Origin of the sequence: uncultured Neptuniibacter sp. (assembly GCF_947498015.1) — a bacterium.
Classification (GTDB): Bacteria; Pseudomonadota; Gammaproteobacteria; order Pseudomonadales; family Balneatricaceae; genus Neptuniibacter.
This window is the reverse complement of sequence record NZ_CANMIR010000005.1, coordinates 269,441-286,036: the sequence shown is the minus strand read 5'-3', so window position 1 is coordinate 286,036 and position 16,596 is coordinate 269,441. Positions and strand designations below refer to the sequence as shown.

Genomic DNA, 16,596 nt, shown 5'->3' with positions numbered 1-16,596 from the left:
GCCCTACAACATCTCTTCGCCACCGCCGCCAAGGATGATTTCACCCTCGTCAGCCAGCCTTCTAGCCACCGTAAGAATCTCTTTCTGTGCTTCTTCGACTTCAGATACACGAACAGGCCCTTTCGCTTCAAGATCATCCCGCAGAAGCTCGGCCGCACGTTTGGACATGTTACGGAAGACTTTCTCCTGAAGTGAGACATCCGCACCTTTCAGGGCAATGACAAGCACATCGGTTGAAACTTCACGCAAGATAGCCTGAATACCCATGTCTTCGACATCCTGGAGGTTTTCGAACACAAACATCATGTCGGAAATGGTGTTGGCAAGGTTTTCATCCGCTTCTTTGATTCCCTCCATCAACTCAGCTTCCAGATTCGAGTCGATAAAGTTCATAATATCTGCGGCATTCTTTACACCGCCCAGAGTCGCAGTACTTGCGCCACTTGCGCCAGCAAATTGACGCTCAAGAATATCATTCAACTCTTGCAGTGCTTGAGGCTGGATACGATCAAGAGCTGAAACTCGCATCAAAATATCCAGTCGCTGTTTATCATCAAAATATGCCAGCACACCAGCTGCCACGTCAGGCTCCAGATACGCCACGACTACAGCCTGTATCTGCGGATGCTCATAGCGAATGATTTCAGCTATCTGGCGGGGCTCCATCCAGCGAAGTGTATCCAGGCCGGAAGTATTGGTGCTCATAAGAATACGATCAAGAAGAGTTTTAGCTTTTTCTTCGCCCAACGCCTGATTCAGCATTGAACGAATATAGATATCATTATTGATGCCAATACCGGTTTGGTCGCTGACCAGCCCCATAAAATCACCAACAACAGATTCAACCTTGGATTGCGGCACATTATTTAGCTGCGCCATCGCTTCACCAATCATCTGAACCTCTTTCGGGCCCATATGCTTAAGGATTTCAGCGGCATCAGCTTCGCCTAAGCTAATCAGAAGAATCGCAGCTTTGTTGATCTCGCTGAGTTCATCCTGACTTGCCTCATCGCTCATCGTCACCTACCCACTGTTTCACCGCCTGCGCTACCCGCGCTGGATCTTCAGCAACCATACTACGAATCGCATTTAACTGGTAATCAAAGCTTTCATTTGGCGTCGGCAACAGATCATCATCACTACCAAAAGTAACTGAATCTGATGAGAAATCACCACTGTCCAGTCCTTCCAATTCGGCTGATACATCACCGGCAGCACCCACGCCAGCCATATTACCTGCCGTCCCCGCGGTAGCAAGATTACGTAAGATCGGTCGTAAAATACCAAACACCAGAACCAGAACAAACACCGCTGCCATAACCTGCTTCACAACATCCCATACCCACTCCTCTTTCCAGATTGGGGTTTCCTCAGTGGCGATAGGCATTTCGGCGACAAAAGGTGTATTAACAACATTTACACTATCCCCCCTGACAGAGGAATAACCCACTGCATCCCGAACCAGTATTCTTAGGCGCTCTAACTCATTCTGATCCCAGGGTGTACGTATCATCTCACCGGTCGCAGCATTAACACTGGACAGATCATCAACGACTACAGCCACAGTTAATCGACGTACACGCCCCTGCTGATGTTTTGTGTAGCTAATTGTACGGTCCAGCTCAAAGTTACGCGTTGCCTGTTTACGCGAAGAACCTGGATTTCCTGTCACGCTTGAAACCACCCCTTCACCAGACGCCTGTTCTGGCACACTACTGGGGCCTGGAGGCTGGTTGGATAAAGCACCAGGCACCCCAACAGCCGAAGCACCAGCAACACGCGACTCATCCATTGTTTGCTCACTACGCAGAGCAGGCAGGTCAGGGTTATATAATTCATCCGTCTGCTCTACAGCAGTGAAGTCAACGTCCGCAGAGACTTCTGCACGAAAACGCCCCATACCCACGACAGGCTGAAGGATACTGTTAACGCGATTCAACATTGTTTCTTCAAGATTACGCGTGTATTCGAGCTGCTTGGCAGCTAATACAACATTGACATCTTTATCGCGAATATTAAGCAGACGCCCACGCTGATCGACAACCGTCACATCTTTGACATTTAAGGCAGGAATACTGGATGCAACAAGATTTGCGATGGACGCAACCTGATCACGCTCCAACTGGCGCCCCGAAAACAGCTCAAGGAAAACAGAAGCTGTCGGTTTTCGGGTATCACGAATAAACACAGTATCTTTTGGTATTGCCAGATGAACACGCGCATTTCGGATGGCGGTCATACTGGAAATGGTACGAGCCAGCTCACCTTCAAGGCCACGACGATACTTTGTCGTCTCCATAAACTGACTGGTACCCAGACTCTGCTCTTTATCGAGTATTTCAAAGCCAACCGTTTTATCCGCTGTATATCCCTCGGACGCCAGCTTAAGGCGAGCCTGATGCACATACTCATCCGGAACCAAAATAGCACGCCCATCGGCATCAAATTTGTAAGGCACATTATAGAGACGCAGCTGCTCTATAATCTGGTTTGCATCAGAAAATGAAAGGTTACTGAAGAGAACGCGCTGCTCTGGTTTCTGGGACCACAAAACCACGGCAAAACCAATCGCAACACTTGCTGCCAACCCCACCATCAACCCAAGCTGACGAACGATGCTTAGCTTGTTAAAGCCCTGCATGGGATTCCCGGTTAATGCATTTGCGCTATCAGATGCCACTGCCACTCTTCCTGTATTATTTTAATATTAATCAGATCGGCATTTTCATAATATCTTCATAAGCGGTAACCAAACGATTACGCACCTGTGTCATTGCCTGAAATGACACTGAAGCTTTTTCAGCGGCGATCATAACCTGAGGCAGGTCAACCATCGGATCGCCTTTTTCATAAGCCACCGCCATTTTTTTGGCTTCAGCTTGTGTTTCATTAACACCATCTACTGCATTCTTCAGGATTTCACCGAACCCTGTGCGCTCAGCTGGCTTAATACCGCCCATGTCTGACGGCATACCCTGCATCATTTCAGATGAAGCACTCTGAACTTCAGTCTTCATCGCTCGCATCTGCATCAGGACGCTATTTATGTCAGCTCTATCAACCATATCAACACCAAACGGCAATTTATTGACATTATAAACGGAGAACCCTCTCCATCAAGACAAAATTCAGCTTTACGTGACATTTTTTTGTCTTATTTTTATAAAAACTATAAAACCTATAGCAGATAAAGCAAAAAACGGGCCATAGGCCCGTTAATCTTTTGACAAAATAGTGATTAGTAATGTGCTTCCGGTGGATCACCGTATTTTAAGCGAACATACATTAATGCAACAGTCAGAGCATCACCGATCGCTGTATGCCTCTCAAGCATTGGAATATCCAATTGCTTAGATATCGTATCAAAACGCAGATCCACATTTCCGCCCACAGCCTTCCACTTAATGATGTCATGATAGACATGGGAGAGCTCAATCGCCTTGTTTGGTAAGCCAAAGCCGAACTGAGGACGGATAAATTTATCGAGCATCCTGACATCATAGTTTACGTAATAGCCCAGAATTGGCCGATTACCGACAAATTCCAACACCTGCTCCAGGGCGTCTTCAATATCGATCCCTTCGGCAAGATCGCTCTCACGGATTTTATGAATTTTTATCGAATCGCCGGTGAGTGATTTGGGAGGCTTTAGCTTGATATCTAACCGGTCACTGGTTAATACCTTTCGCCCCTTAATCTTAACCGCACCGATTGAAACGATCTCACCCTGCTTCACATCCAGGCTGGTTGTTTCACAATCAAGCGAAACAACCTCATCGCCATCATAGGTCTCAAAGAGGTGAGCATAAGGCCCTGATTTATGGTCATACTTTTCTTTTATTCTTCGTACCGCTCTGGGTATGATCATCTATATTAACCCCCGAGGTGATACCTTAACTCAAGATGCTTTTTAAAGCCTTTCACAATATGCAAAGCATCCCTGAGCAGGTCGCGCTCCAGTTTATCTAATGACTGCAGCTCAATAAGATTTGGTGTTTGGTCGTGCCCTGTATCACTACACTCAATTCGCTTAATCTGCTGCCTTAATCGCAAACTGATAAACAGGCTTAACGCTTCAGTAATCTCTTTACCGTGTTTTTCTTTTAACTGACCAAGCTCAACAAGTGCTTCAATTCGCTCAAAGGTATTTGTCGGCTTCACTCGGTATTCGAGAGCGATCGTCCGGATACCATGTACGATAGGGAAGATACCGCCTTTCTTAATATCTAGCTGCCCTTTATCTTTAAGATTTCCAAAGAAGGTCAGCGGCGTATCAAATTCAAGTGAAGACTTAGCAAAATGCGAGAAGAACACATCATTATTGCGAAGGTGACGCATAAACCAATTTCGGCTTGCCTTGAATATAGCAGGGTTCCCCGCAACAGGTTTGGCGTCTACAGCTATCGCCAGGTTCATTTGCGAATCACCATCACAGCGATCAGCCCAATCACCTAACATTTGTGTCCAACCGCCAAGCGATTTAACCCACTCCGGATTGGATACCATAATATTACCCGGGCAGGGCGGGAAGCCAAATTCGATTAAAGTCTCACTGAACCGGTTCAGTGTCTCCTGCATCTCAGGCCAGACCAGACCATCACGATGAATAATCGCATTGTCCTGGTCCGTTTTCATTATCTGCTCGCCACGTCCTTCAGACCCCATCACCAACAGACATACATGTGGCTGCATATCCGCAGGAATCATGATATTGAACAACTTGGCAATAATCCGTCCATTCATCGCCGCTAGCAGATCCATAACAAAGCGCGTTTTAACACCGTTAGAAACCAAGGCCTTAATCAGATCATCAAGACCTTTTTCTGCTTCTTTAAGATCCTCAATGGTTTGTGCGCGCTCAATACGCAAACCAATTACATGTGAATGACTGGAGAAATAACTGAGTACATCTGTCAGCTCAACAATGCCCCCCATCGCTCCATCTTTCATTACAACTACACGTTCAATATGCTGCTGCGTCATGATGATTAGTGCGTTGAACAAGTAATCATCTGGCTGCACAGTTATCAGACGATAACTGGCAATTTCAGCCAGATCGGTTTCCATCGACAGTTCATTAACAATAACAGCATCCAGAAGATCGGTTCCTGTGACCATTCCGTGACGATTGCCACGCTTGACCAGAATGCAGTCCGCTTTCTTCTCACGCATTAATAATGTTGCATCACGAATCGATGTCCCTTCCGGGATCACCAGCGGATCACGCACTAAACCATCTGATACTTTCGCCAGCATAAATTCAGCCATATCCTGATCTTTACTATGTTGCTCTACGATCTCTGTTTTGGCTGAAAGGTTTTGCTGGAAGTAATCTGCAAACAGCCCGTTCGTGGACATCAGATCCAACAATGTTTTTGTTGGCAGAATATGGCAGATAGTCTCCTCTTCTGCGATGAAGTTATGTATCGCCTTACCACGGATAGCAGACCAACCACCAAAATAGTCCTCATTGGTATAGTGAACAAAGACGTGTTCAGGTGCTGCCTCACCATCCTCTCTTACATCACTTTCACCAACCCTTCCTTTCAGAATAACAAAAACGCCCTCAGGCTCTTCGCCTGCAGCCATGATCACTTCGCCTTTCTGGTAGTAACCAATATCCAGACTTGAGCGAAGCAGCCTCTGTTCATTTTCATCCAGTAAACTAAACGGAAGGTTCGTCATTTTGAAAGAATCAGGCATTATTTGACCTCTAATTCATTGCAATAAAAAAGGCGCTCCAACTAACGCTGGGCGCCTTTCCTTTAAGGTTTTAGCTCGATCTTAATGATCGTGAGCTTCACCAGCGCCACGTGGGATACGAAGATCCGCAACGATGTCCTGGATTTCCTGTGGTGGTTCCTGAGTCATGCTAGACACTACGAAACCAACGATCAGGTGAAGGATCGCACCAACTGTACCGAAGCCACCTGGAGAGATACCCATGAAGTACTGATCAGGAGTACCGCCACCGAATGCGAAGTAGTACATGTAGCACATAGTAGTCACAAGACCTACCAGCATACCTGCAATCGCACCCTGAGAGTTATGGCGAGTCCAGAAGATACCCATGATGATCGCTGGGAATACGGAAGCACATGCCAGACCGAATGCCAGAGCTACCACCTGGGCCACGAAGCCTGGAGGATTAATACCGAAGTAACCTGCAATACAGATCGCTACGATCGCTGCCAGACGAGCGTACATCAGCTCCTGCTTATCAGAGATATCAGGATTGATAGTCTTCTTCATCAAGTCATGCGAGATAGCTGTAGAGATTACCAACAGCAGACCTGCCGCAGTTGATAGCGCTGCCGCAACCGCACCCGCTGCTACCAGAGCGATTACCCAGTTTGGAAGCTGAGCGATGTCTGGGTTAGCCAGTACCATGATGTCACGGTCTACGTATACTTCGTTTGCGAAAGGCTTATTGCCAGCAGCAACAGCTGGATCCGCAGAAGTGATCGCATTGCTTGTCAAGCGCTCACCGTGCTCACCACGCTCTTCTGTGAATTTAGGCTTACCTTTACCAGCATCAAACGCTTTACCAGCAGAGTACTGTACTTTGCCGTCGCCGTTACGGTCCTGCCAAGCCAGAAGACCAGTGTTCTCCCAGTTTTTGAACCATGCAGGCATTTCAGCGTACGCTGTACCTGTACCGTCAGCACCATTGATAGTCTGAATCAGGTTAACACGACCGAAGCCTGCAACACCTGGAACAGCTGTGTAAAGCAGTGCGATGAAGATCAATGCATAACCTGCAGAGATACGCGCATCTTTTACACGAGGTACTGTGAAGAAACGTACGATTACGTGAGGCAGACCTGCAGTACCACACATCAGAGCTACAGTCAGGAAGAAGAGATCAATTGTTGATTTCTTACCTTCAGTATACTGATGGAAGCCCAGATCAATTGATAGCTGATCCAGTGTTGCAAGTACAGACATACCACTGTCCAGAGTCGCACCCAGACCGATCTGCGGCAGGAAGTGACCTGTAATCTGTGCAGACAGGAAGAATGCTGGAACAGTAAACGCCAGAATCAGTACACAGTACTGAGCTACCTGAGTATAGGTAATACCTTTCATACCACCCAGTACAGCGTAGAAGAATACGATCGCCATACCGATGATTACACCTGTGTTGATGTCAACGTGCAGGTAACGAGAGAATACGATACCAACACCACGCATCTGACCAGCAACGTAGGTGAAAGAGATTACGATTGTACAAACTACAGCGATTACACGTGCAGTCTGTGAGTAGTAACGGTCACCGATGAAGTCAGGTACTGTAAACTTACCAAACTTACGCAGGTAAGGTGCCAACAGAAGCGCCAGCAGTACATAACCACCAGTCCAGCCCATCAGATAGGCAGAACCGTCACGGCCGATGAAGGAAACCAAACCAGCCAGAGAGATAAACGAAGCCGCAGACATCCAGTCAGCTGCCGTCGCCATACCGTTTGCAATTGGTGGTACACCACCGCCTGCTACGTAGAATTCTTTAGTCGATCCAGCACGTGCCCATATCGCGATACCGATATAAAGCACGAAGGAAGCGCCTACAAAGAGAAATGTTAAAACGTCGAGACTCATAGCAATGCCGTCCTAATAGAAATTATTATTGTTATTCGTGAACGTCATACTTCTCGTCAAGCTTGTTCATGCTTACAACGTAAGTCCAGATCAAGATAACGAATACGAAGATTGACCCCTGCTGACCGAACCAGAAACCTAGTGGGAAACCGAAGAACGGAATCTCATTCAGCTGTTCGACAAACAGGATCGCGCAGCCGTAGGACACTACGAACCAAACTGCAAGGTGAGTCATAATGATGCGCAAATTTTCGCGCCAGTAGGCTTGCGCCTGCTCATTACTGATTGACATAACACCATCCTTATTTTTGTTATTTAAAAAATTGGTGAAAATTTAAGACAGCTAAAGGTTATCAAACAGTTAAGCCAAACAAAGCTCAACTTTAGTCGACTCAACTGATCTAATTACCCAGACTATCACCACCAGATCAGCCAGATAGCAGCTGATGGCGCCTAAAATAAAAAAACCTAATAAACACAACAAGCTATACAAAGGTATTAGCAGCAACCAAGCAGTAGCCCATAAACGAATTCATATCGACAATATTGGGTTAATATAAAAAACCGGTAAACTATCAAACAACTACCCAGTTTCCCCAGACAAGGAACACACAATGCTTTCAGGTTGGTCGATCATTTTAATCTCCCTGGCGTACCTAGGACTGCTGTTCGCCATCGCCTACTATGGAGATAAAAGCGCCCAAAACAGCAAACGCATTGTCAGCCGCCCGATCATCTATGCGCTATCTTTAGCGGTTTATTGTTCTTCGTGGACATTCTATGGAGCTGTTGGACGAGCCAGTTCAAGTGGCTGGGAGTTTTTAGCAACCTACCTTGGCCCCTGCCTGGTCTTCATCTTCGGCTGGCGACTGATCGAGAAGATGATTCTGATTAGTAAGCAGCAGAACATCACCACCATCTCTGATTTTATCTCCTCCCGTTATGGTAAAAGCCAGGCGCTTGCCGTACTGGTCACGATCATCGCTGTCACCGGCACGATGCCTTATATCGCGATGCAGCTAAAAGCTGTCGCAATCAGCTACAACGCCCTCACACCGGGCAGTGAAGAGGTCATCAGCAAAGGGAGTGATACCGCCCTCTTCGTTGCAATTGTCATGGCTATTTTTGCGATTCTGTTCGGTACTCGTCACATCGATGCCACTGAACATCATGAAGGACTCGTGCTCGCCGTTGCCTTCGAATCTATCGTAAAGTTGACCGCATTTATCGCTGTAGGTATCTTTGTGATGATGGAGGTTTTCAACGGCTTTGATGATCTGGCGTACAACGTCGCGTTACAGCTGAATCATAATCGTAACTACTCATCGCTTTTCCAAGACAGTTTTTTGACGGAAACATTATTAGCCTGCGCAGCAATCATCTGCCTCCCGCGTCAATTTCATGTCACTATTGTTGAGAATACCAATTCAGGTCACCTGAAACTTGCTCGCTGGTTGTTCCCTATCTACCTCCTACTACTGGCAATATTCGTACTGCCCATATCAACCGCGGGCGTACTCTATTTTGAAAACACCAGCGTGGACTCAGACACCTTTGTTCTGATGCTGCCGCTCGCTGCAGATTACAAACAGTTGGCTACTTTTGCTTTTATCGGTGGCCTTTCAGCATCCACCAGTATGGTAATTGTTGCCAGCATCACACTGGCAACGATGGTATGTAATGACATTGTCATGCCGATGCTGTTCAGGATCTCATGGTTACGCCTATCGGAAAACAAGGACCTCGGGGCACTCCTGCTGAGGGTACGGCGCATCACAATCATGTGCCTGATGATTCTGGCTTACTTTTACTATCGAATTTTGGGTGAGCAATCCCCTCTTGCCTCTTTCGGCCTGCTTGCCTTTGTTGCAGCGGCTCAATTCCTTCCCGCTATCCTCGGAGGGATCTACTGGAAGGCAGGTTCCCGACACGGCGTGCTTGCCGGTTTGATAGGTGGATTTCTGCTGTGGCTCTACACATTGGTATTGCCATCATTCAGTGACGCAGGACTGCTTGGCCCGGAATATCTACAAAGCGGCATTATGGGGATAGACTGGCTCAAACCGACTGCGCTCTTCGGGATAGAGGGCTTCGATGCCTTAACCCATGGTGTATTCTGGACTCTGCTGGTTAATACCGGTCTTTATATTCTGGTTTCACGCTACACCAGTCTACGGCTGGTTGATCGAATCCAGGCCAGCGCCTTCGTCGATGTTTACAATAAAGACCTGACCGAATCAGCACGACAGTATGGGCAGGTTACAGTAGGCGATCTACAACTTCTTACTGAGCGTTTTCTGGGTATTAGCCGCACCCAGCACTCCTTTACCGGTTTTGCGCTACAACGGGGCGAGGAACCCCCTCTATCGGGTGATAAAGCGACACCGGAACTGATTCAATTTACTGAACGTCTTCTGGCCGGTGTTATTGGTGCCTCCTCTGCGCGCATCATTCTCGCATCCACACTTCGCGGTAAAGATATGCATATCGGGGATGTTGTAACTATCGTCGATGAAGCCTCACAGGCCCTGCGCTTTAACCGCTCACTTCTCCAATCAACCATCGAAAACATTAGTCTCGGGATAAGCGTAGTCGATCAGCAGATGCGTTTGGTGGCCTGGAACCGGGTGTATGTTGAGATGTTTGATTATCCGGAAGGACTGATCTGTGTCGGTCGACCGATTCAGGAGGTATTCCGCTACAACGCGATGAAGGGAGAATACGGCCCCGGAAATAATGATGAGCAGGTCAAGAAACGTCTTAAAGTACTTCGTTCAGGCAAACGCCATAGCTATGAACGCTTCCGTCCTGATGGCACGGTACTGGAGGTCCGTGGCAACCCAATGCCTAATGGCGGCTACGTAAACACATACATGGATATCACTGAGCATAAACATGTCGAGGAGGCGCTTAGGGAGAGTGAGCAGAATATCCGTATATACACCGATAACGTACCTGTTCTGATCGCCTACCTCGATCCTGAACGGCGCTATCTGTTCGTTAACAAAGCCTACGCTGACACCTTTAGTCTCGATCGTAATGTCATTTCAGGGCAAGCTTGTTACAAAATCATGCCGGAAGAGGAGTATGAACTTCGCAGCCCCTACATTACAGCGGCGCTTGAAGGGAAACGGCAACGCTTTGAAACCACCCTTCCCAGCAAAGATGGCAGCACCCGGTACGCAGAAGTTAAGTATATTCCTCATATCGGCGAGTACGGCGATGTACTGGGTTATTTCACGCTCTACCAGGATATTACTGAACGCCGAAAAGCTGAGCGCGCACTTCAGGAAACTAATGAGACCCTTGAACAACGTGTACGCGAGCGTACCCATGCACTATCCGTCGTTAACAAGGAGTTACGTAAAGAGAACACCATTCGCTCACTGATGGAGGATGAACTGCGTCAGGCCACATCGGATGCAGAAGATGCAAACCTGGGTAAAACGCGCTTCCTCGCCTCAGCAAGTCACGACCTGCTACAACCTTTGAATGCAGCCCGGCTTTTTACTTCTGCCCTGGCCCAACAAAGCCATAGCAAGGAGACCAGCCAGCTTGTGGAAAACCTCAACGGCTCATTGACTGCTGCAGAGGAGTTGATCACCGCAATTTTGGATATCTCCAAACTAGATGCCGGCGCTCTGGAACCCTCTGTTACAGATTTTGAACTCAATGATATGTTCACAGCGCTCAACACTGAGTTTACCGCCGTAGCCGCTAAAAAAGGGCTCGCTTTCCATTTCGTACCCTGTAAAAAAGTGGTCCGATCTGACCAACAGCTATTGCGCCGCATTATTCAGAATTTCCTCTCCAATGCGATACGGTATACGCAATCCGGCAAAATACTTCTGGGCTGCCGTCACTATAAGCAGATGCTCCGCATTGAGGTCTGGGATACTGGCGTTGGTATCGCAGAAGATAAGATCAGTGAAGTTTTTGAAGAGTTTCGCCGTATCGATAACCCTAAACACTCTCAGGTCCAGGGCCTGGGATTGGGACTAGCGATTACGGAGCGTATTGCTCGCATGCTGAACCACACCCTCAATGTCCGCTCATGGCCAACACAAGGGACGGTCTTCAGTGTTGAGATCCCTCTGGGAGACGCAGCTAAGGCAGTCAAACCGAAACCGGAAAAACGAGGCTGGATACGCAGCAAAGGCCTTAATGGTATCAGAGCAATGGTTATTGATAACGAGCCCACTATTCTGGAAGGTATGTCAGCTCTACTAAATGGCTGGGGCTGTGAAGTTCAAACCGCGCTATCATCACAAGAAGCGGTAACTATTGTCAGCGATAGCGGATTCCAGCCGGAGATTATTCTGGCCGACTACCACCTGTCAGAAACCCTCACCGGCATTATGGCCCTCTCTGACCTCCAACCTTTACTGGAGAAAGAGGTACCCGCGATTGTAATCACAGCGGACCGTACCGATGAAGTTAAAGCTGAGATTGACGCTTCAGGAGCACAGCTACTGACTAAACCGATCCGTCCAGCGGCACTGAGGGCAATGATCAACAAAACAATTGCTACCGCACGGGCCAATGAAGCAGAAAATGATTAACCGCTTTTAATAAGCAGAGAAAGCAGGCATAAAAAAAGGCGCATTAAGCGCCTTTTTTATAATACGTGTTTTTACTCTAGCTCTGTTTTAGGTGGCTCAACACCCAAACGCTGAGCGGCGATGACCGCCTGTGTACGACTGTGAACGCCAAGCTTACGCAAAATAGCTGTTACATGTGCTTTGATCGTCGCCTCAGAAACGTTTAACTCATACGCGATCTGCTTATTCAACAAACCTTCCGTCAACATGGTTAACACTCGGAACTGCTGAGGGGTTAATGCAGCCAGTGCAGCCGCAAACTTCTGGTCGTCTTCACTGACATCACCTAAATTATCCGCAACTTCCTGCGGTAACCACTCTTCACCTTCAAGCACAGCAACAATCGCTTCACCTATGGTTTCAAGAGGAGCTGATTTAGGGATAAAGCCTGACGCACCATAATCAATGGCACGCTTCATAACATGAGGCTGTTCACTTCCCGAAACAACAACCACAGGTATACCTGGATTCTGTCCACGAAGAAAAACCAGACCGGAAAATCCATTGGTCCCTGGCATATGAATATCAAGCAATACAAGATCTGCATCAGAATGCTGCTCAACAGCCTCCTGCACAGCAGCCAAAGAGTCCGCCTCTATGGTTTCGACACCGGGCATAGCTTGTGAAACAGCTTGCTTTAACGCAGCACGGAATAGTGGATGGTCATCCGCGATAATAATCTTTTGTGCTAACTGCATGCGTTCAATTCCCCCTTAAGAAATCCTAGTACGAACGCCGACCGTCAAGGAACGGTTATCCTGTGGTGAGCATACCACTATAAACTAAAAAACTCCCGCGAGTCTCGATAATTACGAGCCTTGCGGGAGTTTTTTCAGACTAATTTATAACAATGATTAGTCTTGGCGGTTCATACGGTTTTCGATCAGGTCATCAACGACTGATGGATCTGCCAGCGTTGAAGTATCACCCAGAGCAGCAAAATCATCTTCAGCGATCTTACGCAGGATACGGCGCATAATCTTACCTGAACGTGTTTTCGGCATACCTGGTGCGAACTGAATCAGGTCAGGAGATGCAATTGGGCCGATCTCAGCACGGACATGAGTACGCAGTTCTTTCAGCAGCTCATCAGACTGTTCAAATCCAGCCTGCAGAGTTACATAAACGTAGATACCCTGGCCTTTAACTTCATGCGGATAGCCAACCACAGCAGCTTCAGCAACCGCTTCGTGAGCTACCAGTGCAGATTCAACTTCTGCAGTACCCATACGGTGACCCGATACGTTGATTACGTCATCAACACGGCCGGTGATCCAGTAGTAACCATCTTCATCACGACGAGCGCCATCACCCGTAGTGTAGACACCTTTGTAAGTTGAGAAGTAAGTCTGGATGAAGCGCTCATGATCGCCCCAGATAGAGCGACTCTGACCAGGCCAGGAATCTTTAATGACCAGATTGCCGTCAGTTGCACCTTCCAGCTCTTTACCATCAGCATCCAGCAGCGCAGGCTGTACACCGAAGAACGGACGGGAAGCCGCACCCGGTTTAGCATCAGTCGCACCTGGAAGAGGCAGAATCATCATGCCGCCCGTCTCTGTCTGCCACCACGTATCAACAATCGGGCAACGACCCTGACCGATAATACGGTGGTACCATTCCCACGCTTCAGGGTTGATCGGCTCGCCTACAGAACCCAGGATACGCAGAGATGACAGGTCGGAATCACCCAGTACATCTTCACCCTGCTGCATCAGTGCACGAATAGCAGTCGGTGCAGTGTAGAACTGGTTTACTTTGTGTTTTTCGATAACACGACCAAAACGGCTGTTATCCGGATAGCTTGGCACACCCTCAAACATCAGAGATGTTGCACCGTTTGCCAGAGGTCCATAAACGATATAACTGTGACCCGTTACCCAACCTACGTCAGCGGTACACCAGTAGATATCACCCTCTTTGTAGTCAAACGCATACTCCTGAGTCATGGACGCATAGACCATGTAACCACCCGTTGTATGCTTCAGACCTTTTGGCGCACCTGTAGAACCGGAGGTGTACAGGATAAACATTGGCGCTTCAGCTTCCATCTCTTCTGGCTCACAATCAGCAGAAGCAGCAGCCACAATATCTTCGTACCAAACATCAACATCATCGTTCCATGCAACATCATCAGCTACACGTTTAACAACGATCACGCTATCAACACACTCTTTCGCTGCACCGTGCTCAAGCGCTTTATCTACGTTCGCTTTCAGGGGTACAGATTTACCTGCTCGCAGGGAGTAGTTGGAGGTAACAACAACTTTAGATTTTGCACCTTCAATACGTGCAGCCAGCGCTTCAGGAGAGAAACCACCAAATACGATGGAGTGAACCGCACCGATACGAGTACATGCCAGCATCGCAACAGCCGCTTCAGGGATCATAGGCATGTACAGTGTAACCACATCGCCCTTTTCCACGCCCTGAGCTTTCAATGCATTGGCGAATTTACAAACACGCTCATGCAGATCACGGTAAGTGATATTTTCAGATTCGCTTGGGTCGTCACCTTCCCAGATAATTGCAACCTGGTCACCGCGCGTTTCCAGATGACGGTCAAGACAGTTATAAGATGCGTTCAGAGTGCCATCTTCGTACCAGCGGATATCTACATTGTGTGGATCGAAGGATGTATTTTTAACTTTTGTATAGGGTTTGAACCAATCCAGGCGCTTACCTGCTTCTCCCCAGAACGTATCCGGATCATTAACAGACTGCTCATACATCGCCATATACTTTTCGTTATCGATGTGCGCGTTAGCCGCAATCTCCGGACTTACTGGATATACCTTTTCACTCATCGTGATGCCCTTAGCTTGATTAGTTATTCTTTGAAACCCTCAGGTCTGCCTTACTGCGTTTTATTATTATCAGACAAGTCAGGGGTTTTATTTTTCAGGACTTAGATTTATACAGAAGGGGCAGCAGACCTCTGAATTAGACATTGGTATATCCGGGGTAAGACCTTAGTCTCTACAAGTATTTAAACTACTACTTTCAGCCGGTATTAAAGGGTTTTAGCGGCCCAGCAGTTTATCCAGATCCAGACCCATTTCACGCATTTTAGCTAATTTATAACGTAACGTTCTTGGACTGATCCCCAAATTTTCTGCCGCATCTTTACGACTACCACTGGTCGCTTTCAGTGCATCAATGATCAACTGAAACTCGTGCTGACGCATCCCCTCGCCCAACTGGCTCGCCGGATCATCCTCTTCAGCTACCACCGGTTCACTCATCTGAGCCGTGGCAATATCCGTTGGATTCAACATCAGATCAGCAGCACCAATCTGAGGCCCTGTTTGTAGAATCAGAGCTCGCTGCACAACATTATCCAGCTCACGAACATTTCCAGGCCAGTTGTGTGCCGCCAAAGCCCCTTTCACCTCATCTGCCAGCGTCACAGGAGCACGGTGCATCTTCTGACAATATTTTCTAAACAGTCGTTCGGCTAACGGGACAACATCTGCTGGGCGCTCTCTCAACGGCAACCACTGCAGCGGAAAAACATTAAGGCGATAATAGAGATCCTCTCTGAATTTACCCTCAGCAACGTAAGACTCCAGCTTGCGGTTTGTGGTTGCCAGAACCCGAACATTCAGTGAAATCACCTTACGCCCTCCGATGCGCTCCACCTCCTGCTCCTGAAGCACACGTAGCAGTTTCGCCTGTAGGCCCAGATCCATCTCAGAGACCTCATCAAGCAGCAACGTCCCTCCGTCCGCCTGCTCAAATTTACCCGGCGAGCTGTTGTAGGCGCCGGTAAACGCACCTTTTTCATGACCAAACAGCGTTGCTTCCAGCATATTCTCGGGAATGGCCGCGCAGTTAATCGCGATGAAAGGCTTGTCAGCACGGCTAGAATGACTGTGGATATACTGCGCCAGCACCTCCTTACCTGTACCAGATTCACCGGAGATCAAAACAGTAGAATCAGATGCCGCCACCCGACGAGCTAACTGAAGCAACTGCTGACTACTGGGTTCCTCCGCGATCGGCTGTTCAAAATCGGAAGCAGCAGTCTCCCCGACAGCGAAACGCCTGACCGAAGATATCAGTGCAGCCGAGTCAAACGGCTTCATCAAATAATCTACCGCTCCGGCCTTAATCGCCTCCACCGCCTTGCTGACCTGACCAAAAGCGGTTATCAGCATTACAGGCAAACCGGGATAATGCTGACGAATCTCTTCCAGCAATGCGTGACCGTCCATCCCCGGCATATTCACATCTGTAACGACCATCGCAACCTGGTTGTCCGATAACAACTCCAATGCTCTTTCCGCATGCTCTGCTTCAAGATACTCAAAGCCAGCCAGCTCCAGAGTGTCACATAGAGCCTCACGCAACTCGTTATCGTCTTCTACGATCAAAATTCGATTGGACATCTACT

Annotated in this window: 11 protein-coding genes; 1 reads left to right on the top strand and 10 read right to left on the bottom strand. The window is 48.0% G+C overall.

What is annotated here, in order from left to right; all coding sequences use genetic code 11:
- Positions 1 to 3 precede the first annotated feature (3 nt).
- The 7 genes from fliG to Q0882_RS08950 form a co-directional block, all read right to left on the bottom strand.
- On the bottom strand, positions 4 to 1,017 hold the full coding sequence (gene fliG / locus Q0882_RS08980) for a flagellar motor switch protein FliG (RefSeq protein ID WP_299180402.1): 1,014 nt from the start codon (positions 1,015 to 1,017) through the stop codon (positions 4 to 6).
- Positions 1,007 to 2,641, bottom strand: a complete 1,635-nt coding sequence (fliF, locus tag Q0882_RS08975; protein ID WP_299180496.1) for a flagellar basal-body MS-ring/collar protein FliF — start codon at positions 2,639 to 2,641, stop codon at positions 1,007 to 1,009. Before fliF ends, fliG begins: the two co-directional genes overlap by 11 nt.
- 70 nt (positions 2,642 to 2,711) lie before the next feature.
- Positions 2,712 to 3,065 (bottom strand): flagellar hook-basal body complex protein FliE, encoded by a 354-nt coding sequence (gene fliE, locus Q0882_RS08970; RefSeq protein ID WP_299180399.1) that lies wholly within the window; start codon positions 3,063 to 3,065, stop codon positions 2,712 to 2,714.
- Positions 3,066 to 3,238: 173 nt separating this feature from the next.
- Positions 3,239 to 3,868: a 3'-5' exonuclease gene (locus Q0882_RS08965; protein WP_299180394.1), complete on the bottom strand. Its 630-nt coding sequence runs from the start codon at positions 3,866 to 3,868 to the stop codon at positions 3,239 to 3,241.
- A 5-nt stretch (positions 3,869 to 3,873) separates the two neighbouring features.
- The gene (locus Q0882_RS08960; protein WP_299180392.1) at positions 3,874 to 5,703 is read right to left on the bottom strand and encodes a DUF294 nucleotidyltransferase-like domain-containing protein; all 1,830 of its coding nucleotides are present in this window, start codon (positions 5,701 to 5,703) and stop codon (positions 3,874 to 3,876) included.
- A gap of 81 nt (positions 5,704 to 5,784) precedes the next feature.
- On the bottom strand, positions 5,785 to 7,599 hold the full coding sequence (locus Q0882_RS08955) for a sodium:solute symporter family protein (protein ID WP_299180390.1): 1,815 nt from the start codon (positions 7,597 to 7,599) through the stop codon (positions 5,785 to 5,787).
- Between the two features lie 31 nt (positions 7,600 to 7,630).
- On the bottom strand, positions 7,631 to 7,891 hold the full coding sequence (locus Q0882_RS08950) for a DUF4212 domain-containing protein (RefSeq protein ID WP_299180387.1): 261 nt from the start codon (positions 7,889 to 7,891) through the stop codon (positions 7,631 to 7,633).
- 322 nt (positions 7,892 to 8,213) lie between these two features.
- Here Q0882_RS08950 and Q0882_RS08945 point away from each other — a divergent pair, with 322 nt between their 5' ends.
- Positions 8,214 to 12,161 (top strand): NahK/ErcS family hybrid sensor histidine kinase/response regulator, encoded by a 3,948-nt coding sequence (locus Q0882_RS08945; protein ID WP_299180384.1) that lies wholly within the window; start codon positions 8,214 to 8,216, stop codon positions 12,159 to 12,161.
- Between the two features lie 71 nt (positions 12,162 to 12,232).
- Here Q0882_RS08945 and Q0882_RS08940 read toward each other — a convergent pair whose 3' ends face one another.
- The 3 genes from Q0882_RS08940 to Q0882_RS08930 form a co-directional block, all read right to left on the bottom strand.
- Positions 12,233 to 12,898: a response regulator transcription factor gene (locus tag Q0882_RS08940; protein WP_299180382.1), complete on the bottom strand. Its 666-nt coding sequence runs from the start codon at positions 12,896 to 12,898 to the stop codon at positions 12,233 to 12,235.
- A 156-nt stretch (positions 12,899 to 13,054) separates the two neighbouring features.
- Positions 13,055 to 15,007 (bottom strand): acetate--CoA ligase, encoded by a 1,953-nt coding sequence (acs, locus tag Q0882_RS08935; protein ID WP_299180380.1) that lies wholly within the window; start codon positions 15,005 to 15,007, stop codon positions 13,055 to 13,057.
- A 216-nt stretch (positions 15,008 to 15,223) separates the two neighbouring features.
- Entirely contained in the window at positions 15,224 to 16,591 is a 1,368-nt protein-coding gene (locus tag Q0882_RS08930; RefSeq protein WP_299180377.1) for a sigma-54 dependent transcriptional regulator, read from the bottom strand.
- Positions 16,592 to 16,596 lie beyond the last annotated feature (5 nt).